Origin of the sequence: Pseudomonas sp. IT-232MI5 (assembly GCF_949767845.1) — a bacterium.
Classification (GTDB): domain Bacteria; phylum Pseudomonadota; class Gammaproteobacteria; order Pseudomonadales; family Pseudomonadaceae; genus Aquipseudomonas.
Map to the genome: position 1 here is coordinate 208,591 of NZ_CATKQE010000055.1, position 25,670 is coordinate 234,260.

Sequence of the window (25,670 nt, forward strand, 5' to 3'; positions counted from 1 at the left end):
TTTTAGGCGGCTTTTTAACTGAAACGTTTACGCTTGCGGTCGCATGTGCGGGAACAGGATCACATCGCGGATCGACGGCGAGTTGGTCAGCAACATCACCAGACGGTCGATGCCGATGCCTTCACCGGCCGTTGGCGGCATGCCGTACTCCAGCGCGCGAACGAAGTCGGCGTCGTAGTGCATGGCTTCGTCGTCGCCGGCGTCCTTGTCGGCCACCTGCGCCATGAAGCGCTCGGCCTGGTCTTCCGCGTCGTTCAACTCGGAGTAGGCGTTGGCGATTTCACGGCCACCGATGAACAGCTCGAAACGGTCGGTGACGTTCGGGTTGTCATCGTTGCGACGAGCCAGCGGCGAGACTTCGAACGGGTACTGAGTGATGAAGTGCGGCTGTTCCAGTTTGTGCTCGACCAGCTCTTCGAAAATCATCACCTGCAGCTTGCCCAGACCTTCGAAGCCCAGCACCTTGGCGCCGGCCTTCTTGGCGATGGCGCGGGCCTTGTCGATGTCGTTCAGATCATCGGCAGTCAGCTCAGGGTTGTACTTGAGGATCGAGTCGAACACCGACAGACGCACGAACGGCTCGCCGAAGTGGAACACCTTGTCGCCGTACGGCACGTCGGTGCTGCCCAGCACCAGCTGCGCCAGTTCACGGAACAGTTCTTCGGTCAGGTCCATGTTGTCTTCGTAGTCGGCGTAAGCCTGGTAGAACTCCAACATGGTGAATTCAGGGTTGTGCCGAGTCGAGACGCCTTCGTTACGGAAGTTGCGATTGATCTCGAAAACCTTTTCAAAACCACCGACCACCAGACGCTTCAGATACAGCTCAGGGGCGATACGCAGGAACATTTCCATGTCCAGCGCGTTGTGGTGGGTTTCGAACGGCTTGGCTGCGGCGCCGCCCGGAATGGTCTGCAGCATCGGCGTTTCGACTTCGAGGAAGTCGCGCTTCATCAGGAAGCTGCGGATGTGCGCGATCACTTGCGAACGGACGCGGAAGGTCTGACGCACGTCTTCGTTGACGATCAGGTCAACGTAACGCTGACGGTAGCGCTGTTCGGTATCGGTCAGGCCGTGGTGCTTGTCCGGCAGCGGACGCAGCGATTTGGTCAGCAGACGCACGCTGGTCATTTCAACATACAGGTCGCCCTTGCCGGAACGCGCCAAGGTACCTTCGGCAGCAATAATGTCGCCCATGTCCCAGGTTTTCACCGCGGCCAGGGTGTCTTCCGAGAGGGTTTTACGGTTGACGTAGACCTGGATGCGACCGGTCATGTCCTGGATCACCATGAACGAACCACGGTTGAGCATGATGCGACCGGCAACCTTGACCGGGATTGCAGCCTCTGCCAGCTCTTCCTTGGTCTTGTCCGCGTATTTCTTCTGCAGATCTTCGCAGTAGTTTTCGCGGCGGAAGTCGTTCGGGAAGGCATTGCCCTTGGCGCGCTCGGCAGCCAGCTTTTCCTTGCGCAGGGCGATCAGGGAGTTTTCTTCCTGTTGCAGGGCTTGCGGGTCGAGTTGTTGGTCGCTCATGTCTTTAGATATTCCATCAGGTTCGTTGCCCCCGGACCTTGCGGCCCGGGGATCGCCAGCAGGGCTGGCTCCTACAGGGATCGGGTTGAAGCAGCCGATGCTGTATTGCGTCTTTTACAGGCCCGATTTCAGGCTGGCATACAGGTATTCGTCGATGTCGCCGTCGAGTACCTTGTCGCAGTCGCTGCGTTCGATGTTGGTGCGCAGATCCTTGATCCGCGACGCATCGAGCACGTACGAGCGAATCTGGTGACCCCAGCCGATGTCGGATTTGGTGTCTTCCAGCGCTTGCGATGCGGCGTTGCGTTTCTGCATTTCCTGCTCGTACAACTTGGCCCGCAGCATTTTCATGGCGGTGTCCTTGTTGGCGTGCTGGGAACGTTCGTTCTGGCAGCTGACCACGGTGTTGGTCGGTACGTGAGTGATACGTACGGCCGAGTCGGTGGTGTTTACGTGCTGACCACCGGCACCCGAAGAACGATAGGTGTCGATTCGCAGGTCTGCCGGGTTGATTTCGATTTCGACCTTGTCGTCGATCTCTGGCGAGACGAACACCGCGGAGAACGAGGTGTGGCGACGGTTGCCGGAGTCGAACGGGCTCTTGCGCACCAGACGGTGCACGCCGATCTCGGTGCGCAGCCAGCCAAAGGCGTATTCGCCCTTGATGTGCACGGTCGCACCTTTGATACCGGCGACTTCACCGGCCGACAGTTCCATGATGGTCGCGTCGAAACCGCGTTTATCCGCCCAGCGCAGGTACATGCGCAGGAGGATGTTGGCCCAATCCTGGGCTTCGGTGCCGCCGGAACCGGCCTGGATATCCAGGTAGGCGTTGTTCGGGTCCATTTCATGGCTGAACATACGGCGGAATTCCAGCTTGGCCAGATTTTCCTCGAGACGGGCCAGCTCGGCGACGACATCGCCCACTGCGCCTTCGTCGTTTTCTTCGACGGCCATGTCCAGCAGATCGCGGCAATCGGCCAGGCCGGCGTTCAGTTCATCGAGGGTATCGACGATCTGCGCCAGCGCCGAACGCTCGCGGCCCAGCTCCTGGGCGTATTCAGGTTTGTTCCAGACACTCGGATCTTCAAGCTCGCGATTGACTTCAGTCAGACGCTCATGCTTTTGATCGTAGTCAAAGATACCCCCGAATAGTTTCGGAGCGCTCGGACAGGTCCTTGATGGTGTTCAGGATCGGGTTGATTTCCATGACGGGCAGCACTCGTTGGCGAACTTTTGAAAGCCGGCGAGTATAACGTAATCAGGCTGTCACGGCAGCCCGTCTGGCGGGTGTGGGGATCATTAAAACCTTTGCCCTCACCCTAACCCTCTCCCAGAGGTAGAGGGGACCGATTGGGGGATATTTGAGAGATACGCCGAACTGAAATGGCTTTGCCGAATCCATGATCGCCAAGGCTTTCAGGCGGAAATTGGCGTATGGGCCTGCCCTCACCCTAGCCCTCTTCCGGAGGGAGAGGGGACCGATTGGGGGATGTTCGGGAGGTACGCCGACGTGAAAGGGCTTAGCTGAATCCGGAAATGTTGAGCTTGAAGATCCATAATCAAATCGGTCGATCAGGTCGATGTACAGCGCCAGACACCTCGGTCGGCCCCCTCTCCCTTTGGGAGAGGGCTGGGGTGAGGGTAAGCGTTTATTCGATCCCGACCTGATTACGCCCATTGTTCTTGGCCAGGTACAACCCACGATCCGCCGCCGAAATCAGCAAGCGACAATCACTACCCGCCTGCGGCACCATCGTCGCCAGACCAATACTGATGGTCAGGCTCGCCCCTTCCGCCGGGGTGTTGTGCGGAATTTTCAAGGATGCCACGGTCTGCCGCAGTTTCTCCGCCACCAGCCGCGCACCGCCCGGCGAGGTGTTCGGCAGCACCAGCACAAACTCCTCACCGCCATAACGCGCCGGCAAGTCCGACGGGCGCGCGCTGGCATCACGGATCGCCGTGGCGACCTTGCGCAGCGCTTCGTCGCCTTCAACATGGCCAAAGCTGTCGTTGTAGGACTTGAAGTAATCGACATCGATCATCAACAACGACAGCTGGCTCTGATCGCGCAACGAGCGGCGCCATTCCAGTTCCAGGTATTCGTCGAAGTGCCGACGGTTGGACAGCCCGGTCAGGCCATCAGAGTTCATCAGCCGTTGCAGCACCAGATTGGTGTCGAGCAATTGCTGCTGGCTGACCCGCAGCGCGCGATACGCCGCGTCGCGCTGCAACAACGTCATGTACGAGCGCGAGTGATAGCGGATGCGCGCCACAAGTTCGATGGTGTCCGGCAGTTTCACCAGATAATCGTTGGCGCCGGCGGAGAACGCCGCGCTCTTGATCAATGGGTCTTCCTTGGTCGACAGGACGATGATCGGAATGTCCTTGGTCGCCGGGTGATTGCGGTATTCACGCACCAGGCTCAGGCCATCGAGGCCGGGCATCACCAGATCCTGCAGAATCACCGTCGGCTTGATCCGCACGGCCTGCGCGATGGCCTGCTGCGGGTCGGAGCAGAAGTGAAAGTCGATGTTTTCTTGATTCGACAGCCCACGGCGCACCGCTTCGCCGATCATCGCCTGATCGTCCACCAACAACACCATGGCGGCGTTTTCGTCGGTTTTAATGTCGTCGATCTGTAAGTCATTCATGGGCGGTCACCTGTGTACTGCGGGGGCCAGGATTGCCGATAAACCTGTTCATTTGGGGAAAACCTCCAGCAATCGTGGCGCTATCTTTTCCAGTGCACGGATTTCAACCGCGGCATCAATCGCCGCAGCAGCCTTGGGCATGCCGTACACCGCACTGCTTTGCTGATCCTGCGCGATGGTCAGGTAACCCTGCTGACGCATGAGCTTAAGCCCTTGCGCCCCGTCGCGCCCCATCCCGGTCAATAAAACCCCGACGGCGTCGCCATTCCAATAGCTGGCGACACTCTCGAAAAACACATCGATCGAGGGCCGATAGATTTCGTTGACCGGCTCGGCGGTGTAGGCCAGCGTGCCGTTTTTCAGTAAGCGAATATGGTGATTGGTGCCGGCCAGCAGCACCGCGCCGGCTTGCGGCGGTTCGCCCTCGCGGGCCAGACGCACATCGAGGCCGCTGGCGCTGGCCAGCCATTCGGCCATGCCGGCGGCGAACACCTGATCGACGTGCTGCACCAGCACAATGGCTGCCGAAAAATCCTTCGGCAAGCCTTTGAGCAGGACTTCCAGCGCCGCCGGCCCACCAGCCGACGAGCCAATCGCCACCAGCCGCTGGCACGAAGCGGAACTGCGCTGGGCCGGTGGCGCCGGCCGCGAACGCGTGGGCTTCTCGCCGATCAGCCAGCCAATATTGAGGATCTTGCGCAGCAACGGCGCGGCGGCTTCCCGAGCGTCGCCGGCGCCGAGTGCCGGAGTGTCGACCACATCCAGCGCGCCGTGGCCCATGGCTTCAAAGACCCGATGCACGTTCTGCTGGCGGTCAACGGTCACGATGACAATGGCACACGGGGTTTCGGCCATGATCCGGCGGGTGGCTTCGACGCCGTCCATCACCGGCATGATCAGATCCATAAGGATCAGATCCGGGGTGTTTTCGGCGCACAGTTGCACCGCCTCGGCGCCGTTGCGGGCGACCCAGACCACCTGATGCGCCGGCTCGAAGGCCAGCGCCCGGCGCAAGGCCTCCACCGCCATGGGCATGTCGTTGACGATTGCGATCTTCATGCCCGCGCTCCTCCAATAAGCTCGACCACTGCGTCGAGCAGGGCGTCGTCATGAAAACTGGCTTTGGCTAAATAATAGTCAGCGCCGGCATCGAGGCCACGGCGGCGATCCTCTTCGCGATCCTTGTACGACACGACCATCACCGGCAGCGATTGCAGGCGATTGTCGCGGCGCAGCAGAGTTACCAGTTCGATGCCGTCCATGCGCGGCATGTCGATGTCGGTGATCAGCAAATCGAAGTCCTCCGAACGCAGTGCGTTCCAACCGTCCATGCCGTCCACCGCCACCGCAACGTCGTAGCCGCGATTGAGCAGCAGTTTGCGTTGCAGCTCGCGCACGGTCAGCGAATCGTCGACCACCAGCACGCGTTTGCGCGCGGCTTCGGCGGCTTGATTGCCGTGACGGGCGATGCGTTCAAGGCGCCCGGTATTGAGCAGTTTGTCCACCGAACGCAACATGTCTTCGACGTCGACGATCAGCACTACCGAGCCATCGTCGAGCAGGGCGCCGGCGGAGATGTCCTGCACTTTGCCCAGCCGCTCGTCGAGTGGCAAGACCACCAGCGTGCGCTCGCCAATAAAGCGCTCCACGGCAACCCCGTAAACCGCATCGCGCTCACGGATCACCACGACTTTGAGGGTTTCGCCACTGCTCTGGCTGGCCGGGCGGTTGAGCAACTGGCTGGCCGCGACCAGGCCGACGTGCTGGCCCTCGTGCCAGAAATGCTGACGGCCCTCGACCTGCACGATGTCTTCCGGGGCCAGGTCGCACATGCGTTCGATGTGCGCCAGTGGGAAGGCGTACGCCTCTTCACCGACCTCCACCACCAGACTGCGCACCACCGACAAGGTCAACGGCACTTCGAGGTGAAAGCGACTGCCCTCGCCTGCGGTCTGCTCCAACTCTACGGCGCCGCGCAACTGGCGAACCATGTGTTGAACGGCATCGAGGCCGACGCCCCGCCCGGACACTTCGGTGACCGTGTCGCGCAGGCTGAAACCAGGCAGAAAGAGGAAGGTCAGCAGTTCTTCCTCGCTCAACTGCGCCGCCGTTTCCGCTGGGGATAACTGCCGCTCGACAATGCTGCGGCGGACTTTTTCCAGGTCGACGCCGTTGCCGTCATCGCTCAATTCCAGCACTAGCAGACCGGCCTGATGCGAGGCGCGCAGGCGGATCAGGCCCTCTTCAGGCTTGCCCTTGAGCAGCCGTTGCTCCGGGGTTTCGATGCCGTGATCGACGGCGTTGCGCAACAAATGAGTCAGCGGTGCTTCGAGTTTCTCCAGCACGTCGCGGTCGACCTGGGTTTTCTCGCCTTCGATCTCCAGGCGTACCTGTTTGCCGAGGCTGCGGCCCAGATCGCGGACCATGCGCACCTGGCCGGTAAGCACATCGGCAAATGGCCGCATGCGGCAGGCCAACGCGGTGTCGTAAAGCACTTGCGCGCGTTGGCTGGCCTGCCAGGCGAATTCGTCGAGTTCGGCGTTTTTCTCGCTCAGCAGTTGCTGGGATTCGGCGAGCAAACGGCGCGCGTCTTCCAGGGCTTCCAGCGCTTCAAGGCTCAGCGCGTGTTCCTTGAGGTGCACGTTGAGGTTTTCCAACGCGCGCAGGCCGTTGTTCTGCATGCGCTTGAGGCGTTGCATGGTCGCCAGGTGCGGTTTCAGGCGTTGGGTTTCCACCAGCGATTTGCTCGACAGATCGAGCAGGCTGTTCAGGCGCTCGGCGGTAACGCGCAAGACGCGTTCGCCACCTTCGGTAGTGCGTTTGTTTTTGCGTGGCGCTGGCTCTGGCGTCTCACTCGCAACGTCGATGACGGGCGCTGGCGGCGTCGGCTCAACTCGCGGAGCTTGCAGTTGCAATTCGGCCATGACTGGCGCTGCGACAGCAGTCGCGGACGATGGATCCAGCAACTGCGCCATCAACGCCACATACGCTTCGATGTCAGCCGGTTGCGGAGCATTCGCTGGCGTGGCAATGCGCATCAGCAAATCGGTGCCCTGCAACAGCGCATCAATGTGCTCGGGGCGCAGCAATAACCGCCCTTCCTGCGCACTGACCAGGCAATCCTCCATGACATGCGCAACGCTGACACCGCTGTCGATGCCGACAATCCGCGCCGCACCTTTGAGCGAGTGCGCCGCGCGCATGCACGATTCCAGTTGATCGGCCTGACTCGGGTTACGTTCCAGCGCCAGCAATCCGGCACTGAGCACTTGGGTCTGGGCTTCGGCTTCGAGGCTGAACAACTCCAGCAGCGAGGCGTCGCGCATTTGCTCGGGGGTCATGTCAGGCTCCGGGTCACGGCGGACAACAGCTGTTCTTCATCCAGCCAACGCAGACTGCGACCCCGATATTGCAGAACACCACGGGTGTATTTGGCACTGGCTTGCGCGCCGGATTGCGAAGCCGCATCGAGAATGCGTTCATCGATGGCATGAATGCCGTCGACCTCATCCACCGGCACCACCACCGGTCCGCCATGGGCGGCAATGATCAACATGCGCGGCATGATTCTCGCGCCTGTGGCTGGCGCCGAGTTGCCATCCAGATCAAGCAACTCAACCAGCGACAGGCACGCCACCAGCGCGCCGCGTACATTGGCCACACCGAGCAAGGCGCGCGAGCGCTGGTGCGGCAACGAGTGAATCGCCTGCAACGGCGCCACTTCAACAAGGCTGCGCGTCGCCAGACCCAGCCATTCTTCGCCGAGACGGAACATCAGCAACGAGCGGGTTTTCACATCGCTTTCTACGGCAGTCGCCACCGGGTCGCGCTCGTCCTGCTGCAACGCATAACGGTCGAGCAGGCGCGTGGCGGCGGCGGAATACACCGAACAATTGCGGCAATGAATGTGCTCTTCGAGCAGCGGACAGGATTTGTCGCCATGGATGCCGATGCGGTTCCAGCAATCGTCGATGGCCCGGGCGTCTTCGTGGGTGACGTTCAAGGTGTCGGACGGGATCATCATTTACGCTCACTGTCGGCGGTGCGGCCACTGCGGGCGGCGCGCTCCTGCAATCGTCTGGCACCGACGCTGTCGCCCTGGGCCTGCAGCAATGCGGCCAGGTGCATCAACGCTTCGGGGTGTTGCGGTTCGAGGTACAACGCCTTGCGGTAGAAGCCCTGGGCTTCGAGGGTCAGACCGGCGACATCGCTGAGCAAGCCGAGCCAGTAAAAGACTTGGGCCACCGGTTCGTGGCTGCGCAAATACTGTTCGCACGCCGCCCGGGCTTCGGCGCTTTTGCCTTCGTTAGCCAGTGCAGCGATGTTGGCCAGCAACGTCGCCGCGTCCGGGTTCGCGCTTTTGCTGGCGATTGGCAGTGGTGTTACGGCGGCAAACGGTCGATTGCGCACCGGCGCTGGCGGCGTGCTGCGCTGCGGTTGGCTGATCGGCACCGCGATCGGTTTGGCTGTCGGCAGCGGTTCGGGATGCGGCTCACTGTGGCGACTGAAGGCAAAGGATTGCGGGATGCCGATCGAACGCATGCCCAACCGCCCAAGCAAACTGCCCTCGGCCGGGCCGATAAACAGCACGCCATCGAAGTGCGTCAGGCGCTTGAGCACCTCGAACACCAGTTTTTGCGTCGGCTGATCGAAATAGATCAGCAGGTTGCGGCAGAACACGAAATCGAACGCCGGCTCACTGGCCAGCAGCGTCGGATCGAGCACATTACCGACCTGCAAGCGCACTTGCTCACGCACGTTCTCATTGACCCGATGGCCGTCCTGCTCAGGGGTGAAATGCCGTTCGCGAAAGTCCAGATCCTGGCCGCGAAACGAATTCTTGCCGTACAACGCGCGCCGCGCCTTCTCCACCGACAGCGGACTGACGTCCATGCCGTCGACCTTGAACTGATGAGGCTTGAGCCCGGCATCGAGCAAGGCCATGGCAATCGAATACGGTTCTTCGCCGGTGGAACACGGCAGGCTGAGGATGCGCAAGGCACGCATGTTGTTCAGTTCGCCAAGGCGTTTGCGGGCGAGTTTGCCCAGCGTCGCGAAAGATTCCGGGTAGCGGAAAAACCATGTCTCGGGAACGATCACCGCTTCGATCAACGCTTGTTGTTCATCCCGCGAGCCTTGCAGCAACTGCCAATACTCATTGGCATGCGCCGCTTGCGAGAGCGTGGTGCGCTGACGCACCGCGCGCTCAATGATCGCCGGGCCCACCGACGTCACATCGAGGCCGATGCGCTCCTTGAGAAAGTCGAAAAAACGTTGATCGCCGCTCATGGCTGCGCCTCAAGCTGCGCCGGATTCAACGGCGGATCGGGGAACAGCAAAGTACGCACGGCGTCATCGAGCAAATCATTGACCCGTACCCATTGCACCAATCCCTGCGCATCTTCACGCACCGGGCCGAGGTAAGGCGCCTCGCGGTTGTCGAGGCCGTAAGGCTGAAACTCTTGCGCATGGCAACGCAGGGTGTCGGTGGCCTGTTCCAGAATCAGCCCGAGCCATTGCGCCGGTTGCGACTGATCAGGCTGGAAATTGACCAGCACTAGACGCGTGCTGGTACGCGCCTGAGCGGGATGGCCAAAGGTCAATGCGCTGAGGTCGATTACCGGGACTACCGCACCGCGATAAGCGAACACACCGGCAACCCATTGCGGCGCCCGCGCGATCGGCTTCAACGGCAGGCGCGGCAACACTTCGGCGACTTCAGTAGCGCGCAGGGCGTAACGTTCGCTACCGATGCGAAACAGCAGGAACAACGCCGGCTTCGCCACCTGCGCGGCGCTGCGTTTGGCGATGATTTCGCTCATCAGACTTTGAATCGCGAAACGCCGCTGCGCAGCCCGACGGCCACCTGGCTCAGTTCGTCGATGGCGAAACTGGCCTGACGCAACGACTCGACGGTCTGGCTGCTGGCATCACCCAGTTGCACCAGCGCGTGGTTGATCTGCTCGGCACCGGTGGCCTGCGCCTGCATGCCCTCGTTGACCATCAACACCCGCGGCGCCAGCGCCTGCACCTGATGGATGATCTGCGACAGCTGCTCGCCAACCTGCTGCACTTCGGACATGCCACGGCGTACTTCTTCGGAGAACTTGTCCATGCCCATCACACCCGCCGACACCGCCGACTGGATCTCGCGAACCATTTGCTCGATGTCGTAAGTGGCCACGGCGGTCTGATCCGCCAGACGCCGCACTTCCGTGGCGACCACGGCAAAACCGCGTCCGTACTCGCCGGCCTTCTCGGCTTCAATCGCTGCGTTGAGCGACAACAGGTTAGTCTGATCGGCGACTTTGACGATGGTCACCACCACCTGATTGATGTTGCCGGCCTTCTCGTTGAGGATCGCCAGTTTGGCGTTGACCAGATCGGCCGCGCCCATCACCGAGTGCATGGTGTCTTCCATGCGCGCCAGACCTTGCTGGCCGGAGCCGGCCAGCACTGAGGCCTGATCGGCGGCAGTGGAGACTTCGGTCATGGTGCGCACCAGATCGCGCGAAGTTGCCGCAATTTCACGGGACGTCGCGCCAATCTCGGTGGTGGTCGCGGCGGTTTCGGTGGCGGTGGCTTGTTGTTGCTTCGAGGTGGCGGCGATCTCGGTCACCGAGGTGGTCACCTGCACCGACGAGCGCTGGGCTTGCGACACCAGCGCGGTCAGCTCGGTCATCATGTCGTTGAAGCCGGTTTCGACGGCGCCGAATTCGTCCTTGCGATCGAGGTTCAGACGCGAACTGAGGTCACCGGTGCGCATGGTTTCGAGGATCTGCACAATGCGGTTCATCGGCGCCATGATTGCGCGCATCAGCAACAGACCGCACAGGCCAGCGGCGAGGACAGCGACCAACAGGGAAATGAACATGCTGACTTTGGCTGCGGCCACGGCATCGTCGATATTGTTCATGGCCTGATCGGCGACTGTCTTGTTTTCGCCGATGATGTCGTTGAGCTTCATGCGCCCGGAATACCAGGCAGGCGTGAGCTTGTCGTGGAACATCCTGACCGCGTCCGCTTCCAGGTTGCGTTTGTGCAGATCCAGCACGGCATCCTGAATCTGGATGTAGGCGTCGTGATACTTCTCGAACGCGGCGAACTCGACACGATCCTCGTCGGTCGCCATGGTTTTGCGATAGTTGGCCATCTGCTCCTGCAGACGCGCCTCGAACGCCTTGTAGTCAGCCGCGTCCTCGCTGGAAATCCCCTGGCCTTCCTTGAGCCCGAGCAGTTCCTGAGTCTGCAGATAGCTGTCGACCCACGCACCGCGAATCATCGAGCTGTAATAGACGCCGGGAATCGCGTCATCACGCACGCTGTTTTCACTGACCTCGATCTTCAACAGCCGTGAATACGAAACGACGACCATCAGCAACATGATGGCGATAATCACCGCAAAGCTCGCCAAAATGCGTTGGCGCAACGTCCAGTTCTTCACAGTGATTCCTCGTGCCTAGTCGAAATGCGGGGAGTATAGCCGAGGGCGGTGTTTCATTTATAAGACGCTTTGTAACCCTCGGGCCTGTCCGCCTTGGTCGCGGGAGGGCTCTGGGCTGGGACTGTCCGACAATTGCGGGGGGGCGTGCCAGTGGGGTAATGGCAAAAGGAGGCGATAGATCGGCCATGGCGTATGCAGTGAGGCTGAAACATCATCGCGAGCAAGCTCCGTGCACGCCGGAATAACCTGTGGGAGCGAGCTTGCTCGCGAAGAGGCCGGAACGGTCAACATCGATGTCGTCTGACCCGGCGCTTTCGCGAGCAGGCTCGCTCCCACAGGGGGTTGCGATTGTTAAAGCACGCTGTCTCTACACAGAGGCCTGCCGCACCTGCTTCTCCAGTTCCACCTTCAAACCTGGCTCCAGCTTCAACTGGCGCGCCAGTTCATCCAGATATGACTTCTCCATGAAGTTCTCCTCATCCACCAGCATTACACTGGCGATGTACATTTCTGCCGCCATCTCCGGCGTGCTCGCGGCCCGTGCGACGTCGGTGGGGTCGAGGGGTTTGTTGAGTTCGGCGTGGAGCCAGTTCTGTAGCTCCTGATCGTTGTCGAGTTTGGTGAATTCGCCTTCGATCAGTTGACGCTCGCGGTCATCGATGTGGCCGTCGGCCTTCGCGGCAGCGACCAGCGCCTTGAGAATGGCCTGGCTGTGTTGTTCGGCCTGCACCGGAGGCAGACGGTCGAGGGTCTGTGGTTCGCGTTGCGGGGCCGTGCCTTTTTGCGCGTTGTAGTTGCCGTAGGCCTTGTAGGCCAGTACGCCCAGCGCGGCCAGCCCGCCGTAGATCGCGACTTTACCGCCGACCTTGCGCACTTTCTTGTTACCGAGCAACAAGCCCATCGCGCCAGCAGCTAACGCGCCACCACCTGCGCCGGACAAAAGACTGCCGAGGCCGCCAGTGCCTGAAGAACCGCCGAGCAAACCGCCCAAGCCACCGGCCGCCGGTTTGTTGTGCGTTCCGCCAGCCTTGTTCTGCAACAGATCCTGGCCAGATTTAAGCAGTTGATCGAGCAATCCACGGGTGTTCATGTTCCGCCTCCAAAACAGGGGTTATCCGGATCTATAAGGCCCTCAGCCTAGTTCGAAAGTGCCCCTGCCCGGCCCGCGAGTGTGCTTCCAGATGTTGCTCAGTACGCCCGAGCCGTTCGCGAAAATAGATATACACTCAGGCCAATCTATAAAAACCGCCCACTGGGTACCCCTTCTCATGATGACCTTGCGTCAGATTCGTCATTTCATCGCCGTGGCCGAGACCGGCTCGATCTCCGCCGCCGCACAAACTGCATTCATTTCCCAATCGACCCTGACCCTGGCGATCCAGCAACTGGAAGAGGAAATCGGCGTCAGCCTGTTCAGCCGCCACGCCAAGGGCATGACCCTGACGCATCAAGGGCATCAATTCCTGCGTCAGGCGCACCTGATTCTCGCGACCGTCGACAACGCCAAGCGCAGCCTGCAACAGAGTACCGATCAGGTCGCCGGGCAGTTGATCGTCGGCGTGACCAGTCTGGTCGCCGGTTATTACCTAGCGGATTTGCTCACACGATTCCAACGCGCCTATCCCAATGTCGAGATCCGTGTGATGGAAGACGAGCGCCCTTACATCGAGCATTTGCTGGTCAGCGGCGAGATTGATGTCGGCGTGCTGATCCTCTCCAACCTCGAAGATCGTCACGCTTTGCAAACTGAAGTACTGACCCACTCACCGCACCGTTTGTGGCTGCCAGCCCAGCATCCACTGCTGGAGCACGACAGCATCAACCTCGCCGACGTTGCCCGCGAACCTCTGATTCAACTGAACGTCGATGAGATGGATCGCAATGCCCAGCGTTTCTGGCGCGGTTCCGGGCTGCAACCGAAGATCACTCTGCGAACCGCGTCCACCGAGGCTGTACGAAGTCTGGTTGCCGCCGGTTTGGGCGTGTCGATTCAACCGGACATGACTTATCGCCCGTGGTCACTGGAGGGCGACATCATCGAAGCGCGTCCGATCGCCGACCTCAACCAGACCCTCGACGTTGGTCTGGCCTGGCGTCGTGGCACCGCGCGCCCGGCATTGGTCGACCCATTCCTGACCGTAGCCCGTGAACAACCCCACGGCGGACGCAAGCCATCTATTTAATCGAACGCAGCCTTCAGTATTTAGAATTTGTCGACCTCGGAGCCGCGCACTAGTCTTGCTGCATCTATAAGACGGTCGGCTCCCGATATCAGGGAGCAACAATGGCCACACAAGAAAAGAGATCGCGGAAGATGGCTGGCGCGCAGACCCCGATGTGTACCGCGTTGTTGATCGACGGCGAATTGGTCGCTGGGGAAGGTTTTGTCGAGCCGATTCTTAACCCAGCCACCGGTGAGATCCTCACGCACATCGCCGAGGCCAGCACCGAGCAAGTCGAAGCCGCCATCCTCGCCGCCCACCGCGCCTTTGCCGAATGGTCGCGCACCACGCCTCAGCAACGTTCCAACCTGTTGCTCGAGATTGCCAACGCCGTGGAAAAACACGCCGATCACCTCGCCCGCCTCGAATCGCTGAACTGCGGCAAGCCGCTGCACCTGGCGCGTCAGGACGATCTGACGGCGACCGTCGATGTATTCCGCTTCTTCGCCGGCGCCGTGCGCTGCCAGACCGGTCAGCTCAGCGGTGAATACCTGCCGGGTTACACCAGCATGGTTCGTCGCGATCCGATTGGCGTGATCGCCTCGATTGCGCCGTGGAATTACCCGATCATGATGGCCGCGTGGAAAATCGCCCCGGCCCTCGCCGCCGGCAACACGCTGGTGTTCAAACCCTCCGAGCACACACCTCTGTCGATCCTCGCCCTGGCGCCAGCGCTGGCCGAAATCCTCCCGCGCGGGGTGATCAACATCATCTGCGGTGGCGGCGAAGGCGTTGGCAGTCATTTGGTCGGCCACGGGAAAGTGCGCATGGTCTCGCTGACCGGCGATATCGTCACCGGCCAGAAAATCCTGCAAGCCGCGGCGAAAACCCTGAAACGCACGCACCTCGAACTCGGCGGCAAAGCCCCGGTAATCGTCTGCAACGACGCCGACATCCAGGCCGTGGTCGACGGAGTGCGCACTTACGGTTACTACAACGCCGGCCAGGACTGCACCGCCGCATGCCGGATCTACGCGCAGGCCGGGATTCACGACAAATTGGTCGCCGAACTCGGCCAAGCCGTCAGCAGCCTGCGCTTCGCCGGCAAACGTGATGCCGACAACGAGATCGGCCCGCTGATCAGCACCCGCCAACGCGACCGCGTAGCCAGTTTTGTCGAGCGCGCCCTCGGCCAACCACACATCGAGCGGGTGACCGGTGCGGCGGTGCATTCCGGTGCCGGTTTCTACTATCAACCGACGCTGCTCGCCGGTTGCAAACAAAGCGACGAAATCGTTCAGCGCGAAGTGTTCGGCCCGGTGGTCACCGTGACCCGTTTCGACGAACTCGCGCAGGCCGTCGACTGGGCCAACGACTCCGAGTATGGCCTCGCCTCGTCGGTGTGGACACAGAATCTGGACAAGGCGATGCAAGTTGCCGCGCGCCTGCAGTACGGCTGCACGTGGATCAACAGCCATTTCATGCTGGTCAGCGAAATGCCCCACGGCGGGCTGAAACGCTCCGGTTACGGCAAAGACTTATCCAGTGATTCGCTGCAGGACTACAGCGTGGTGCGGCACATCATGGCCCGCCACGGCCAGCATCTCTGACTACGCTAATAACAAGCCGCCAACGGCATGCTTCACCGCGTTCACAACTGCCCCGACCATAATTTGAAGAAGAGGGTTCAACCATGTTCGTGCACAAGACCGCACTGCTCAGTGCAATCACCACGGCCCTGCTGGCCAGCGCCAGCCTGCAAGCGGCCGAGCCGTTAAAGGCTGTCGGTGCTGGCGAAGGTCAGCTGGATATCGTTGCGTGGCCGGGTTACATCGAACGTGGCGAGAGCGACAAGGCTTACGACTGGGTCACCGGTTTCGAAAAAGAAACCGGCTGCAAGGTCAATGTGAAGACCGCTGCGACCTCCGACGAAATGGTCAGCCTGATGGCCAAGGGCGGTTATGACCTGGTCACCGCGTCGGGCGATGCGTCGCTGCGGTTGATCGTCGGCAAGCGTGTGCAACCGATCAACACTGCGTTGATCGCGAACTGGAACACCCTCGACCCGCGCCTGAAAGACGCGCCGTGGTACGTGGTCAACAACCAGACTTACGGCACCCCGTACCAGTGGGGCCCGAACGTGCTGATGTACAACACCAACGTATTCAAGACCGCGCCGAGCAGTTGGAACGTGGTGTTTGCCGCGCAGGATCTGCCCGACGGCAAGCCGAACAAGGGCCGCGTGCAGGCCTATGACGGGCCGATCTACATCGCCGATGCGGCGCTGTATCTGAAATCGACCAAGCCCGAATTGGGCATCAAGGATCCATACCAACTCACCGAAGATCAGTACAAAGCCGTGCTCGACCTGTTGCGCGCGCAGCAGCCGCTAATCCACCGCTACTGGCACGACACCACGGTACAGATGAGCGACTTCAAAAACGAAGGCGTGGTGGCGTCGAGTGCCTGGCCGTATCAGGTCAACGGCCTGATGAACGAGAAGCAGCCGATCGCTTCGACCATTCCGAAAGAAGGCGCCACGGGTTGGGCTGACACCACCATGCTGCACGCCGAGGCCAAGCACCCGAACTGCGCCTACAAGTGGATGGACTGGTCGCTGAAACCGAAAGTCCAGGGTGATGTGGCGGCGTGGTTTGGTTCGTTGCCGGCGGTGCCAGCGGCGTGCAAGGAGAGCGAATTGCTGGGTGCTGAAGGTTGCAAGACCAACGGTTTCGACCAGTTCGACAAGATCGCCTTCTGGAAAACCCCGCAGGCTGAGGGCGGCAAGTTTGTGCCGTATAGCCGCTGGACCCAGGATTACATCGCGATCATGGGCGGCCGCTAGCTCTCGACAACGACGCGGTCTGCTCCCTTTCCCCCCTCGCCCCCCTGGGGGAGAGGGCTGGGGTGAGGGGGTAGCTTTTGACCTTGCCTTTGACTTCAGAGCAACGGCCAATAAAGCCACCCTCACCCCCCACCCTCTCCCGGAGGGAGAGGGAGCTAAAAGCAATTTCAGCGCCCTGCACACCTACTGTAGGAGCTGCCGCAGGCTGCGATCTTTTCGACGCACACACGACTTTTTTGAAAGCCCGTTTTACCGGAGCACCGCACCATGACGCTTGCAGTCCAGTTCACCAACGTTTCCCGGCAGTTCGGCGAGGTGAAGGCCGTTGACCGGGTTTCCATCGATATCGAGGACGGCGAGTTCTTTTCCATGCTCGGCCCTTCCGGCTCGGGCAAAACCACCTGCCTGCGCCTGATCGCCGGGTTCGAGCAACCGAGCGCCGGCTCGATCCGCATCCACGGCGCCGAAGCGGCCGGTTTGCCGCCGTATCAACGTGACGTCAACACGGTGTTTCAGGACTACGCGCTGTTCCCGCACATGAACGTCCTCGACAATGTCGCCTACGGTTTGAAGGTCAAAGGCGTCGGTAAAACCGAGCGCCACAAACGCGCCGAAGAAGCCTTGGACATGGTCGCCCTCGGCGGTTATGGCGCGCGCAAACCGGTGCAGTTATCCGGCGGTCAGCGCCAGCGCGTGGCCCTCGCCCGCGCTCTGGTCAATCGTCCGCGTGTGCTGCTGCTCGATGAGCCGTTGGGTGCACTCGATCTGAAACTGCGCGAACAAATGCAAAGTGAATTGAAGAAGCTGCAACGCCAGCTCGGCATCACCTTCATCTTCGTCACTCACGATCAAACCGAAGCGCTGTCGATGTCCGATCGCGTCGCCGTGTTCAACAAGGGGCGCATCGAACAAGTCGACACGCCGCGCAATCTGTACATGAAACCGACCACCACATTCGTGGCTGAATTCGTCGGCACCTCGAACGTGATTCGCGGCGATCTGGCCCGCCAAATCAGCGGCCATCCGCAGCCGTTTTCGATCCGTCCGGAACATGTACGTTTTGCCGAAGGCCCGCTGGCCAGTCACGAAATCGAAGTCAGCGGTCTGCTCCATGACATCCAGTATCAGGGCAGCGCCACGCGTTATGAATTGAAGCTGGATAACGGTCAGACCCTGAGCATCAGCCACGCCAACAATCAATGGATCGACAGCAGCGCACAGCACCAGACCGGCCAGCGTCTGAGCGCGCGTTGGGCGCGGGAAGCGATGATCCCGCTGCACGATAACGTGGCGAGCGGGGTGTGACATGAGCACGCTCGCGATGACTACATCGCCGCCGTTGCGCCGGTTTTCCAACCTGCTCTACCGCAAGCCGAACCTGTATCTGTCGATGCTGCTGGTGCCGCCGCTGCTGTGGTTTGGCGCGATCTACCTCGGCTCGCTGCTGGTGCTGTTGTGGCAGGGTTTCTACACCTTCGACGACTTCACCATGGCGGTCACGCCGGACCTGACCCTGGCGAATTTTGCCGCGCTGTTTCAGCCGTCGAACTTCGACATCATCCTGCGCACGCTGAGCATGGCCATCGTCGTGTCGATCGCCAGCGCCATCGTTGCGTTCCCGATTGCCTACTACATGGCGCGCTACACCACGGGCAAAACCAAGGCGTTTTTCTACATCGCAGTGATGATGCCGATGTGGGCCAGTTACATCGTCAAGGCGTATGCGTGGACGTTGCTGCTGGCCAAGGGCGGCGTGGCGCAGTGGTTCGTGCAGCACTTGGGATTGGAGCCGGTGTTGCAGTTCATTCTGGGGATTCCCGGGGTGGGCGGTAGCACCTTGTCGACCTCGCATCTGGGGCGGTTCATGGTGTTCGTTTATATCTGGCTGCCGTTCATGATTCTGCCGATTCAGGCGTCGTTGGAACGTCTGCCGCCGTCGCTGTTGCAGGCCTCCGCTGACCTTGGGGCCAAGCCGCGTCAGACCTTTATGCAGGTGATTTTGCCGCTATCGATTCCGGGCATCGCCGCCGGTTCGATCTTCACGTTTTCGCTGACCTTGGGCGACTTCATCGTGCCGCAACTGGTCGGGCCGCCGGGTTACTTCGTCGGCAGCATGGTGTACGCGCAGCAAGGTGCGATCGGCAATATGCCGATGGCCGCCGCGTTTACGTTGGTGCCGATTGTGTTGATCGCGGTTTACCTGTCCATCGTCAAACGACTGGGGGCCTTCGATGCGCTCTGAAAGGGCTTCAATCGGGCTACGAATCGCAGCCTGGGGCGGGCTGGTGTTTCTGCACTTCCCGATCCTGATCATCTTCCTTTACGCCTTCAACACTGAAGAAGCCGCGTTCAGCTTTCCGCCGAAGGGCTTCACGCTGCACTGGTTCAGCGTGGCGTTTTCGCGGCCGGATGTTCTGGAGGCGATCAAGCTTTCGTTGCAGATCGCAGCCATCGCCACGTTGATTGCGATGGTCCTCGGCACCTTGGCTTCAGCAGCGTTGTACCGCCGGGATTTCTTCGGCAAACAGGGCATCTCGCTGATGCTGATTTTGCCGATTGCGCTGCCGGGGATCATCACCGGGATCGCACTGCTGGCGACGTTTAAAACGCTGGGGATCGAGCCGGGGATGTTCACCATCATCGTCGGCCACGCGACCTTCTGTGTGGTGATCGTCTACAACAACGTCATCGCCCGCCTGCGCCGTACTTCGCACAGTTTGATCGAGGCCTCGATGGATCTCGGCGCCGATGGCTGGCAGACCTTTCGCTACATCATCCTGCCCAACCTCGGCTCGGCGTTGCTGGCCGGCGGCATGTTGGCGTTTGCGCTGTCGTTCGACGAAATCATCGTTACCACGTTCACCGCCGGGCATGAACGCACGTTGCCGTTGTGGCTACTTAACCAACTGAGCCGGCCACGGGATGTACCGGTGACCAACGTCGTCGCCATGCTGGTGATGATGGTGACGATGCTGCCAATCCTCGGCGCGTATTACCTGACGCGTGGTGGCGAGAGCGTCGCCGGCAGCGGCGGCAAATAACCGAATAACGGTTTCGGCAGAACAATAAAAGTATTAGTGAGGACAACAGACATGCAAACCAAACTCTTGATCAACGGCCAACTGGTCAACGGCGAAGGCCCGGCGCAACCGGTGCTCAATCCCTCGCTCGGCGAAGTCCTGGTAGAAATCAACGAAGCCAGCGAAGCCCAGGTCGATGCCGCCGTGCGCGCCGCCGACAACGCTTTCGCCGACTGGTCGCAAACCGCGCCGAAAGACCGTTCGCTGCTGCTGCTCAAACTCGCCGACGCCATCGAAGCCCACGGCGAAGAACTGGCCAAACTGGAATCCGATAATTGCGGCAAACCCTACAGCGCCGCGCTCAACGACGAGATTCCGGCGATTGCCGACGTGTTCCGTTTCTTCGCCGGCGCCAGCCGTTGCATGAGCGGTTCGGCCGCTGGCGAATACCTGCCCGGCCACACCTCGATGATCCGCCGCGATCCGGTCGGCGTGATTGCCTCCATCGCGCCGTGGAACTATCCGCTGATGATGGTCGCCTGGAAAATCGCCCCGGCGCTGGCCGCGGGTAATACCGTAGTGCTCAAACCGTCGGAACAAACCCCGCTGACCGCGTTGCGTCTGGCCGAACTGGCGTCAGAAATCTTCCCGGCTGGTGTACTCAATCTGGTGTTTGGTCGCGGTCCTACCGTGGGCAGCCCGCTGGTTACCCATCCGAAAGTGCGCATGGTTTCCCTGACCGGTTCGATCGCCACGGGCGCCAATATCATTTCCAGCACCGCCGACAGCGTCAAACGCATGCACATGGAGCTGGGCGGCAAGGCGCCGGTAATCATCTTCGACGACGCCGACATCAATGCGGCGGTTGAAGGGATTCGCACCTTCGGCTTCTACAACGCCGGGCAGGACTGCACTGCCGCGTGCAGGATTTATGCGCAGCAAGGTATCTACGACAAGTTCGTCGAGAAACTCGGCGCGGCGGTCAGCAGCATCAAGTATGGCTTGCAGGATGATCCGTCGACCGAACTGGGGCCGTTGATCACTGCACAACATCGCGACCGTGTTGCCGGGTTTGTCGAGCGTGCCGTGGCGCAGTCGCACATTCGTTTGATCACTGGTGGCAAGGCTGTCGACGGTAACGGGTTCTTCTTTGAACCAACCGTTTTGGCCGATGCGCAGCAGGACGACGAGATTGTCCGTCGCGAAGTGTTTGGGCCGGTGGTTTCGGTGACCAAGTTCACCGATGAAGCGCAGGCGCTGGAATGGGCCAACGACTCGGATTACGGCCTCGCCTCCTCCGTGTGGACGGCAGATGTCGGACGCGCGCATCGCATGTCGGCGCGTTTGCAGTACGGCTGCACGTGGGTGAACACGCACTTCATGCTCGTCAGCGAAATGCCCCATGGCGGTCAGAAATTGTCCGGCTACGGGAAAGACATGTCCATGTATGGGCTGGAGGACTACACCACGGTTCGGCATGTGATGTTCAAGCATTAACAGCGAAAAGATCGCAGCCTGCGGCAGCTCCTACATGATGGACGCCGCTCTTCTGTAGGAGCTGCCGCAGGCTGCGATCTTTTCCGCGACACACGGACGATGTCGGCGATCCACCACCAGGCTTCACCGAAACCAAAACAATAACTACCGAACCGGGCGGCGCCCACAAAGCCCCGCCACGGCCTTGGCCATCCGAAATCTGCCGATTTCACGGAGCAAAACACACATGAGTTCCTCACCCGATCTCGCCGCAGCCGTTGCCGACAGCGATGCCGAACAACTGCGCAAACTGGGCTACACCTCGAACTTCAACCGCAGCATGAGCCTGTGGGAAAACTTCGCGTTGGGCTTCACTTATCTGTCACCGGTCGTAGGGGTTTATACCCTCTTCGGCCTGTGCCTCGCCGCCGGCGGCCCACCGATGTTCTGGGCCTACTTGCTGGTCGGTTGCGGCCAATTGCTGGTGTGCCTGATCTTCGGCGAAGTGGTTTCGCAGTTCCCGATTTCCGGCGGTGTTTACCCTTGGGCACGCCGATTGGTCGGTAAAAAATGGGCATGGATGGTCGGCTGGATCTACTCCATCGCCCTCTGCGTCACCATTGCTGCAGTTGCCGTCGGCGCTGGCCCGTACCTGGCCGCCATGCTCGGTTTCGAGCCAAGCAACAACACCAACATCGTCATCGCCCTGGTGCTGACCCTGTTCGCCACACTGGTCAACCTCAGCGGCACCAAAGTGCTGGCGCGTATCGCTATGTTCGGCTTCCTCTGCGAACTGGTTGGCGCAGTGATCGTCGGTGTTTACTTGCTGGTATTCGAACGCCATCAACCGCTGAGCGTGCTGTTCAACACCTTCGACATCAGCGTCGACGGCTCATACCTGCCGGCGTTCCTCACCGCGTCGTTGGCGGGGATGTTCCTCTACTACGGCTTCGAGGCCTGCGGCGACGTCGCCGAAGAAACCCCGAACCCGAGCGCAAAAATCCCGGTGGCCATGCGCATGACCATCTACATCGGCGGCATCGCAGCAATGTTCGCCTGCCTGGCGCTGATCCTCGCCGTGCCGGACATGCAAGCGGTGATCAACGGCACCGACAAAGACCCGGTCACCACCATCCTCAACAACGCCTTCGGTCCGGTCGGTTCGAAAGTGGTGATGGGCGTGGTGATGATTTCCTTCATCTCCTGCGTCATCAGCCTGCAAGCCGCGGCGAGCCGTCTGCTGTACTCCTACGCTCGCGATGAAATGGTCATCGGCAGCCGACTGCTGAAAAAGATTTCTCCTACAACCCAAGTGCCGGTTGCTGCGCTGTTCGTCTCCGGCGTCCTGCCTGCGCTGATCATCGCCCTCGGCTTCTTCCTGCAAGACGCCGTGGCCACCATCGTCAGCTTCGCCGCCATCGGCATCTACCTCGCATTCCAGATGATCGTCCTGGCCGCACTGTACGCCCGCAGCAAAGGCTGGAAACCGAGCGGCAAATTCACCCTAGGCGCGTGGGGCTGGCCGGTGAACATCGGCGCGCTGGTGTACGGCGTTGGCGCAATCATCAACATGGCCTGGCCACGTACGCCGGATGCGGCTTGGTATGTGAACTATGCGATGGTGTTGAGTACTGCGATCGTGATTGGGTTGGGCTTGGTTTACATGTGGATTGGCAAGCCGTATGACCATGGCAAGGCGCCGGCTGGGGATGCGTGGAAGGTGAGTCGCTAAGAGCCTGTGATCCCGGCACCGACAAGGTGCCGGGGTTCAGGCAAGCCGTGAAACATCATCAAAAAGAAAGCTCTGCCTGATCGTGCTTCAACAGGGAAATACGGTCGAACAGTTTGATTTTTTCATTGGCTTTTTGCTTGGCGTGATCGGACATGAATGCAATCAACTCTTCGAGCTGACTAACGTCTCCGACTACTTTGAATTGCTTTTCCTTGTTGACGAAAACAAGCGACTTCTTCTTTCTCGACAACAATTCAATGACGTTGCTGAGCGTACCTGTGCTCTTTGCATCCCAGATCATCAAGCCGTAGTCAGCCGCTTCGGCCATGACGACGTCTTTCTCGGTGAAGAAAGCTCTCGACCCTTTGGAATGCTTGGAGTCGACTGTTCTGGCGGGCCAGTGCCCTAGGTTGTTCCTCGGCGCCGAACCGCTGCAGAACACCGTGGTTCTGGATCGTTCGAGACTCAGCAGGTACTCCTGAATGGAGGTATCGGCGCCCCCAGCATCACCCACCACCACCTCAAAATCTGACGCTACGATATTATTGATGCGCTCTTTAACCTTCGGATCAAGGTTCTTGATGTTGATAGAGCCGGCAATAAATACAGTCGTCATTGAATTCACTTCCAAGTTAGCGCTGCGACGTAAATTTTCCCTACCTTCGGATATTTACGCAAAACAGCGCAGGCCGCGTCCATGGACGCCCCGCTATCAAACAAATCATCTACAACCAAAACATTCCAGCGCCCATCAGTGGTGATTTCATCATTGACGCTGAAACTGTCTCCAATCGCAGCAACCTTGTCTGCTTTCGAATGCAAATCCTTGAGCGACTTTCCCGTGGTCGCTTTTCGAAGCAAATCCGAGAAAACCGGCCGACCGATAATTCGTCCCAACGCCTGGGCAACCTCAGTTACCGGTTGTCGCTGACGAATATTTGAAGCAGGCATAGGCACTACAAACCCGACCTGATCCAGTTTTGGGAAGACATTTGTCGCTACTGCCTGAGCAAGTGGGCTGACCTGAGTCCAGTCCTTCTGGTATTTGAGCCGGTAGGTCGCCTCGCCAATCTCAGTGCGCTGATTATCGAAGCATGGGTGTCCGCGATCATCGTTGCCAAGAAAGGTACTACTTACCATGTGTTTGTCCAGCACCCAGCCCTGATCCCAAGGGCCGTTGATCTGCTTGAGAGACACCTTCATTGAATTCTCCGTTATTCCTAACAATCCTTTGAGCCCTGAAACCAAGGGCCGAGCATCTGCAGCGATGCGCAAGATTCAAACAAATAACGGAAAAAACACTGGTTAGGGGCGGGCTCGCTGGCACCTATGCAAAAACAGGCATTTCCTACAGATACGACCCTCAGAGATAAATCCTCTTTCCTACAGAAGGTATCGATAGAGCCGACTTGGCGTAGTAGGTGGCTAGCCGATAGGCTTTCTCTCGGCAGCGAAATCAGCGGCCCGGTGTCGGAGCCGGAGTAAATATCAAAACGGCGTGACCGCACTCATTTGAGTGGCGGCTCTATTCTCAATATTGGAGTCGAAAAATGCCTAACCACGTACAAATTCCTTCTGAAAGCTCCGCTTTCTTCACCCCCGTCGTCTTCACCCGCCACAACCGTTTCCTCCACGCCTTCATGCAAGATCACGAAACCTGGTTCTGTGTTCAGGATCTCGGTCGCTTGATGGGCTATCCGCTGAACGAACGCCTTACTCTGAAACTCGATCCCGACCAGCGTCGCCATGTCCTTCTGCGTCGGGACGGCGAAATCATCGATTGCGCGATGGTCAGCGAATCCGGCCTGTTCGCCCTGCTCGTCCATCACTTCGTCCCGGAAAACCGACACCTGCGCCAATGGCTGAGCCATGAAGTCATCCCGATGCTGCGCGAAACCCATTCAAGCTCTGTGAAAAACCACCCCAGCGTGAGTTCGATGCATTGGGCAGGCGTCACCGTGCCGTTGCTGCACTGGCAACAGCAGGCGTGGGTCAAATGGCGGGATGTGCCGGAGTTAATGCACGGCCAACGGCCGTATCCGGTTCTGGCCACTTGCAGCTAAGGCTCATAAACAAAAAACCTGTGGCGAGGAAGCTAGCTCCCTCGCCACAGGTTTAGCGTGTCCCCTCTAGCGAGTTGAATTCAGATGAGTAGAACTGTTCTCAAATTTCCTCAGATTGAGGAAGTCATTCCCTGCGATGAAAGCTTTGCGATCTCTTACCTGAAACTAAACGACAGTGCCGAGCTTCAGAAAGCCATTGCCGTCGGCATCGACGATGCCGACGCAGGCAATTTGATTGACCTGGCCAGCGAAAAAGCCGAATGGCTTTCCCGGTGCCCACCCCAGCGTTAAAACCGCGAAACACTCCGCATCGCATCCACCAGGTACCGCATCGCAATCCGGTCGTTCTCCGAAAGCTCCCGATATCGCTCAACCAGCTTCACTTCGTCAGAGCTGAGCCGACGCCTTTTGCGGCCGCTGCCGAGGCAGGGAAAGATGCCCAGCATGTCGGTGATACCTTGTATTTTTGCCATGGACGATGTCCTTCAATACTTCAAAGAATTGCTAAACCACCACATCGCCCTGCCCCTTACAGCAGCGCCGTGTGCCCTACCGGTCAGCACCGGTCATGCCCATAGAATAGAAATTAAATCGGCGCTGAAAAGCGGTTTTTAGAGTAATTAGTCGAAAAAAGCAGATATGCCGTGTAAATCAGAACGCCCTGTCAGATTTTTAACCGACATGTCTTGTTTCATTGACACACTGGCGCGGTGAATCAACGAATTTTGCATTGCGAGCGAACCG

The 25,670-nt window shown here is 59.8% G+C and carries 23 protein-coding genes; 10 read left to right on the forward strand and 13 right to left on the reverse strand.

Annotation, left to right across the window (positions count from 1 at the left end):
• Positions 1-27: 27 nt before the first annotated feature.
• From lysS to ACM6JQ_RS21950, 10 genes are all read right to left on the reverse strand, one after another.
• Positions 28-1,530, reverse strand: coding sequence for a lysine--tRNA ligase (gene lysS, locus ACM6JQ_RS21905; RefSeq protein ID WP_007908910.1), 1,503 nt, complete (start codon positions 1,528-1,530; stop codon positions 28-30).
• Between the two features lie 114 nt (positions 1,531-1,644).
• Positions 1,645-2,740, reverse strand: a protein-coding gene (prfB, locus tag ACM6JQ_RS21910; RefSeq protein ID WP_102358477.1) for a peptide chain release factor 2 whose coding sequence is annotated in 2 segments (ribosomal slippage) — positions 1,645-2,667 and positions 2,669-2,740 — 1,095 coding nt in all. Because the reading frame shifts where the segments join, the coding sequence is not laid out codon by codon here.
• Positions 2,741-3,182: 442 nt separating this feature from the next.
• Positions 3,183-4,184 (reverse strand): response regulator, encoded by a 1,002-nt coding sequence (locus tag ACM6JQ_RS21915; protein WP_007908918.1) that lies wholly within the window; start codon positions 4,182-4,184, stop codon positions 3,183-3,185.
• Between the two features lie 48 nt (positions 4,185-4,232).
• The gene (locus ACM6JQ_RS21920; RefSeq protein WP_007908919.1) at positions 4,233-5,243 is read right to left on the reverse strand and encodes a chemotaxis response regulator protein-glutamate methylesterase; all 1,011 of its coding nucleotides are present in this window, start codon (positions 5,241-5,243) and stop codon (positions 4,233-4,235) included.
• Positions 5,240-7,525: a hybrid sensor histidine kinase/response regulator gene (locus ACM6JQ_RS21925; protein WP_007908924.1), complete on the reverse strand. Its 2,286-nt coding sequence runs from the start codon at positions 7,523-7,525 to the stop codon at positions 5,240-5,242. Before ACM6JQ_RS21925 ends, ACM6JQ_RS21920 begins: the two co-directional genes overlap by 4 nt.
• The gene (locus ACM6JQ_RS21930; protein ID WP_123374575.1) at positions 7,522-8,205 is read right to left on the reverse strand and encodes a chemotaxis protein CheW; all 684 of its coding nucleotides are present in this window, start codon (positions 8,203-8,205) and stop codon (positions 7,522-7,524) included. Before ACM6JQ_RS21930 ends, ACM6JQ_RS21925 begins: the two co-directional genes overlap by 4 nt.
• Positions 8,205-9,473 carry a CheR family methyltransferase gene (locus tag ACM6JQ_RS21935; RefSeq protein ID WP_414894662.1) on the reverse strand — a complete coding sequence of 423 codons (1,269 nt, stop codon included), beginning with the start codon at positions 9,471-9,473 and terminating at the stop codon, positions 8,205-8,207. Before ACM6JQ_RS21935 ends, ACM6JQ_RS21930 begins: the two co-directional genes overlap by 1 nt.
• Complete coding sequence (locus tag ACM6JQ_RS21940; protein WP_414894663.1) at positions 9,470-10,006, reverse strand: chemotaxis protein CheW; 537 nt, start codon at positions 10,004-10,006, stop codon at positions 9,470-9,472. The genes ACM6JQ_RS21935 and ACM6JQ_RS21940 overlap by 4 nt, the downstream gene beginning before the upstream one ends.
• Complete coding sequence (locus tag ACM6JQ_RS21945) at positions 10,006-11,628, reverse strand: methyl-accepting chemotaxis protein (protein WP_095112550.1); 1,623 nt, start codon at positions 11,626-11,628, stop codon at positions 10,006-10,008. Before ACM6JQ_RS21945 ends, ACM6JQ_RS21940 begins: the two co-directional genes overlap by 1 nt.
• A 367-nt stretch (positions 11,629-11,995) precedes the next feature.
• Entirely contained in the window at positions 11,996-12,718 is a 723-nt protein-coding gene (locus ACM6JQ_RS21950; RefSeq protein WP_095112551.1) for a tellurite resistance TerB family protein, read from the reverse strand.
• 178 nt (positions 12,719-12,896) lie between these two features.
• Between ACM6JQ_RS21950 and ACM6JQ_RS21955 the strand changes: the two genes are divergently transcribed.
• The 8 genes from ACM6JQ_RS21955 (at position 12,897) to ACM6JQ_RS21990 (ending at position 22,863) form a co-directional block, all read left to right on the forward strand.
• Positions 12,897-13,811: a LysR family transcriptional regulator gene (locus ACM6JQ_RS21955; RefSeq protein WP_007949637.1), complete on the forward strand. Its 915-nt coding sequence runs from the start codon at positions 12,897-12,899 to the stop codon at positions 13,809-13,811.
• A 131-nt stretch (positions 13,812-13,942) separates the two neighbouring features.
• Entirely contained in the window at positions 13,943-15,400 is a 1,458-nt protein-coding gene (locus ACM6JQ_RS21960) for a gamma-aminobutyraldehyde dehydrogenase (RefSeq protein ID WP_414894664.1), read from the forward strand.
• An 83-nt stretch (positions 15,401-15,483) separates the two neighbouring features.
• A complete protein-coding gene (ydcS, locus tag ACM6JQ_RS21965; protein WP_095112553.1) occupies positions 15,484-16,635 on the forward strand; it encodes a putative ABC transporter substrate-binding protein YdcS in 1,152 nt (383 codons plus the stop codon).
• Between the two features lie 267 nt (positions 16,636-16,902).
• A complete protein-coding gene (locus ACM6JQ_RS21970) occupies positions 16,903-17,940 on the forward strand; it encodes an ABC transporter ATP-binding protein (RefSeq protein ID WP_414894665.1) in 1,038 nt (345 codons plus the stop codon).
• 16 nt (positions 17,941-17,956) lie between these two features.
• Positions 17,957-18,877 carry an ABC transporter permease gene (locus ACM6JQ_RS21975; protein WP_400754107.1) on the forward strand — a complete coding sequence of 307 codons (921 nt, stop codon included), beginning with the start codon at positions 17,957-17,959 and terminating at the stop codon, positions 18,875-18,877.
• Positions 18,867-19,676, forward strand: coding sequence for an ABC transporter permease (locus ACM6JQ_RS21980; protein ID WP_007908948.1), 810 nt, complete (start codon positions 18,867-18,869; stop codon positions 19,674-19,676). Before ACM6JQ_RS21975 ends, ACM6JQ_RS21980 begins: the two co-directional genes overlap by 11 nt.
• Positions 19,677-19,727: 51 nt before the next feature.
• Entirely contained in the window at positions 19,728-21,152 is a 1,425-nt protein-coding gene (locus tag ACM6JQ_RS21985) for a gamma-aminobutyraldehyde dehydrogenase (RefSeq protein ID WP_007908949.1), read from the forward strand.
• Between the two features lie 226 nt (positions 21,153-21,378).
• Positions 21,379-22,863, forward strand: coding sequence for an APC family permease (locus ACM6JQ_RS21990; protein WP_077571272.1), 1,485 nt, complete (start codon positions 21,379-21,381; stop codon positions 22,861-22,863).
• A gap of 58 nt (positions 22,864-22,921) precedes the next feature.
• Here the strand turns inward: ACM6JQ_RS21990 and ACM6JQ_RS21995 are convergent, their stop codons facing one another.
• Both ACM6JQ_RS21995 and ACM6JQ_RS22000 read right to left on the reverse strand, forming a co-directional pair.
• On the reverse strand, positions 22,922-23,479 hold the full coding sequence (locus ACM6JQ_RS21995) for a hypothetical protein (protein ID WP_007908951.1): 558 nt from the start codon (positions 23,477-23,479) through the stop codon (positions 22,922-22,924).
• Between the two features lie 5 nt (positions 23,480-23,484).
• Positions 23,485-24,066 (reverse strand): ComF family protein, encoded by a 582-nt coding sequence (locus tag ACM6JQ_RS22000; protein ID WP_007908952.1) that lies wholly within the window; start codon positions 24,064-24,066, stop codon positions 23,485-23,487.
• Positions 24,067-24,413: 347 nt separating this feature from the next.
• Here ACM6JQ_RS22000 and ACM6JQ_RS22005 point away from each other — a divergent pair, with 347 nt between their 5' ends.
• Together ACM6JQ_RS22005 and ACM6JQ_RS22010 are read left to right on the forward strand one after the other, a co-directional pair.
• Positions 24,414-24,926 (forward strand): Bro-N domain-containing protein, encoded by a 513-nt coding sequence (locus ACM6JQ_RS22005; RefSeq protein WP_122598070.1) that lies wholly within the window; start codon positions 24,414-24,416, stop codon positions 24,924-24,926.
• Between the two features lie 84 nt (positions 24,927-25,010).
• On the forward strand, positions 25,011-25,217 hold the full coding sequence (locus tag ACM6JQ_RS22010) for a hypothetical protein (RefSeq protein WP_414894666.1): 207 nt from the start codon (positions 25,011-25,013) through the stop codon (positions 25,215-25,217).
• Here the strand turns inward: ACM6JQ_RS22010 and ACM6JQ_RS22015 are convergent.
• Positions 25,214-25,399, reverse strand: a complete 186-nt coding sequence (locus tag ACM6JQ_RS22015; RefSeq protein ID WP_007908956.1) for a hypothetical protein — start codon at positions 25,397-25,399, stop codon at positions 25,214-25,216. The genes ACM6JQ_RS22010 and ACM6JQ_RS22015 overlap by 4 nt on opposite strands.
• Positions 25,400-25,670 lie beyond the last annotated feature (271 nt).

Bases quoted from the DNA above. Each gene is read 5' to 3' on its own strand.
- lysS (WP_007908910.1), bottom strand. From the start codon at position 1,530: ATGAGCGACCAACAACTCGACCCGCAAGCCCTGCAACAGGAAGAAAAC.
- ACM6JQ_RS21915 (WP_007908918.1), bottom strand. From the start codon at position 4,184: ATGAATGACTTACAGATCGACGACATTAAAACCGACGAAAACGCCGCC.
- ACM6JQ_RS21920 (WP_007908919.1), bottom strand. From the start codon at position 5,243: ATGAAGATCGCAATCGTCAACGACATGCCCATGGCGGTGGAGGCCTTG.
- ACM6JQ_RS21925 (WP_007908924.1), bottom strand. From the start codon at position 7,525: ATGACCCCCGAGCAAATGCGCGACGCCTCGCTGCTGGAGTTGTTCAGC.
- ACM6JQ_RS21930 (WP_123374575.1), bottom strand. From the start codon at position 8,205: ATGATCCCGTCCGACACCTTGAACGTCACCCACGAAGACGCCCGGGCC.
- ACM6JQ_RS21935 (WP_414894662.1), bottom strand. From the start codon at position 9,473: ATGAGCGGCGATCAACGTTTTTTCGACTTTCTCAAGGAGCGCATCGGC.
- ACM6JQ_RS21940 (WP_414894663.1), bottom strand. From the start codon at position 10,006: ATGAGCGAAATCATCGCCAAACGCAGCGCCGCGCAGGTGGCGAAGCCG.
- ACM6JQ_RS21950 (WP_095112551.1), bottom strand. From the start codon at position 12,718: ATGAACACCCGTGGATTGCTCGATCAACTGCTTAAATCTGGCCAGGAT.
- ACM6JQ_RS21955 (WP_007949637.1), top strand. From the start codon at position 12,897: ATGATGACCTTGCGTCAGATTCGTCATTTCATCGCCGTGGCCGAGACC.
- ACM6JQ_RS21960 (WP_414894664.1), top strand. From the start codon at position 13,943: ATGGCTGGCGCGCAGACCCCGATGTGTACCGCGTTGTTGATCGACGGC.
- ydcS (WP_095112553.1), top strand. From the start codon at position 15,484: ATGTTCGTGCACAAGACCGCACTGCTCAGTGCAATCACCACGGCCCTG.
- ACM6JQ_RS21970 (WP_414894665.1), top strand. From the start codon at position 16,903: ATGACGCTTGCAGTCCAGTTCACCAACGTTTCCCGGCAGTTCGGCGAG.
- ACM6JQ_RS21975 (WP_400754107.1), top strand. From the start codon at position 17,957: ATGACTACATCGCCGCCGTTGCGCCGGTTTTCCAACCTGCTCTACCGC.
- ACM6JQ_RS21980 (WP_007908948.1), top strand. From the start codon at position 18,867: ATGCGCTCTGAAAGGGCTTCAATCGGGCTACGAATCGCAGCCTGGGGC.
- ACM6JQ_RS21985 (WP_007908949.1), top strand. From the start codon at position 19,728: ATGCAAACCAAACTCTTGATCAACGGCCAACTGGTCAACGGCGAAGGC.
- ACM6JQ_RS21990 (WP_077571272.1), top strand. From the start codon at position 21,379: ATGAGTTCCTCACCCGATCTCGCCGCAGCCGTTGCCGACAGCGATGCC.
- ACM6JQ_RS21995 (WP_007908951.1), bottom strand. From the start codon at position 23,479: ATGACGACTGTATTTATTGCCGGCTCTATCAACATCAAGAACCTTGAT.
- ACM6JQ_RS22000 (WP_007908952.1), bottom strand. From the start codon at position 24,066: ATGAAGGTGTCTCTCAAGCAGATCAACGGCCCTTGGGATCAGGGCTGG.
- ACM6JQ_RS22005 (WP_122598070.1), top strand. From the start codon at position 24,414: ATGCCTAACCACGTACAAATTCCTTCTGAAAGCTCCGCTTTCTTCACC.
- ACM6JQ_RS22010 (WP_414894666.1), top strand. From the start codon at position 25,011: ATGAGTAGAACTGTTCTCAAATTTCCTCAGATTGAGGAAGTCATTCCC.
- ACM6JQ_RS22015 (WP_007908956.1), bottom strand. From the start codon at position 25,399: ATGGCAAAAATACAAGGTATCACCGACATGCTGGGCATCTTTCCCTGC.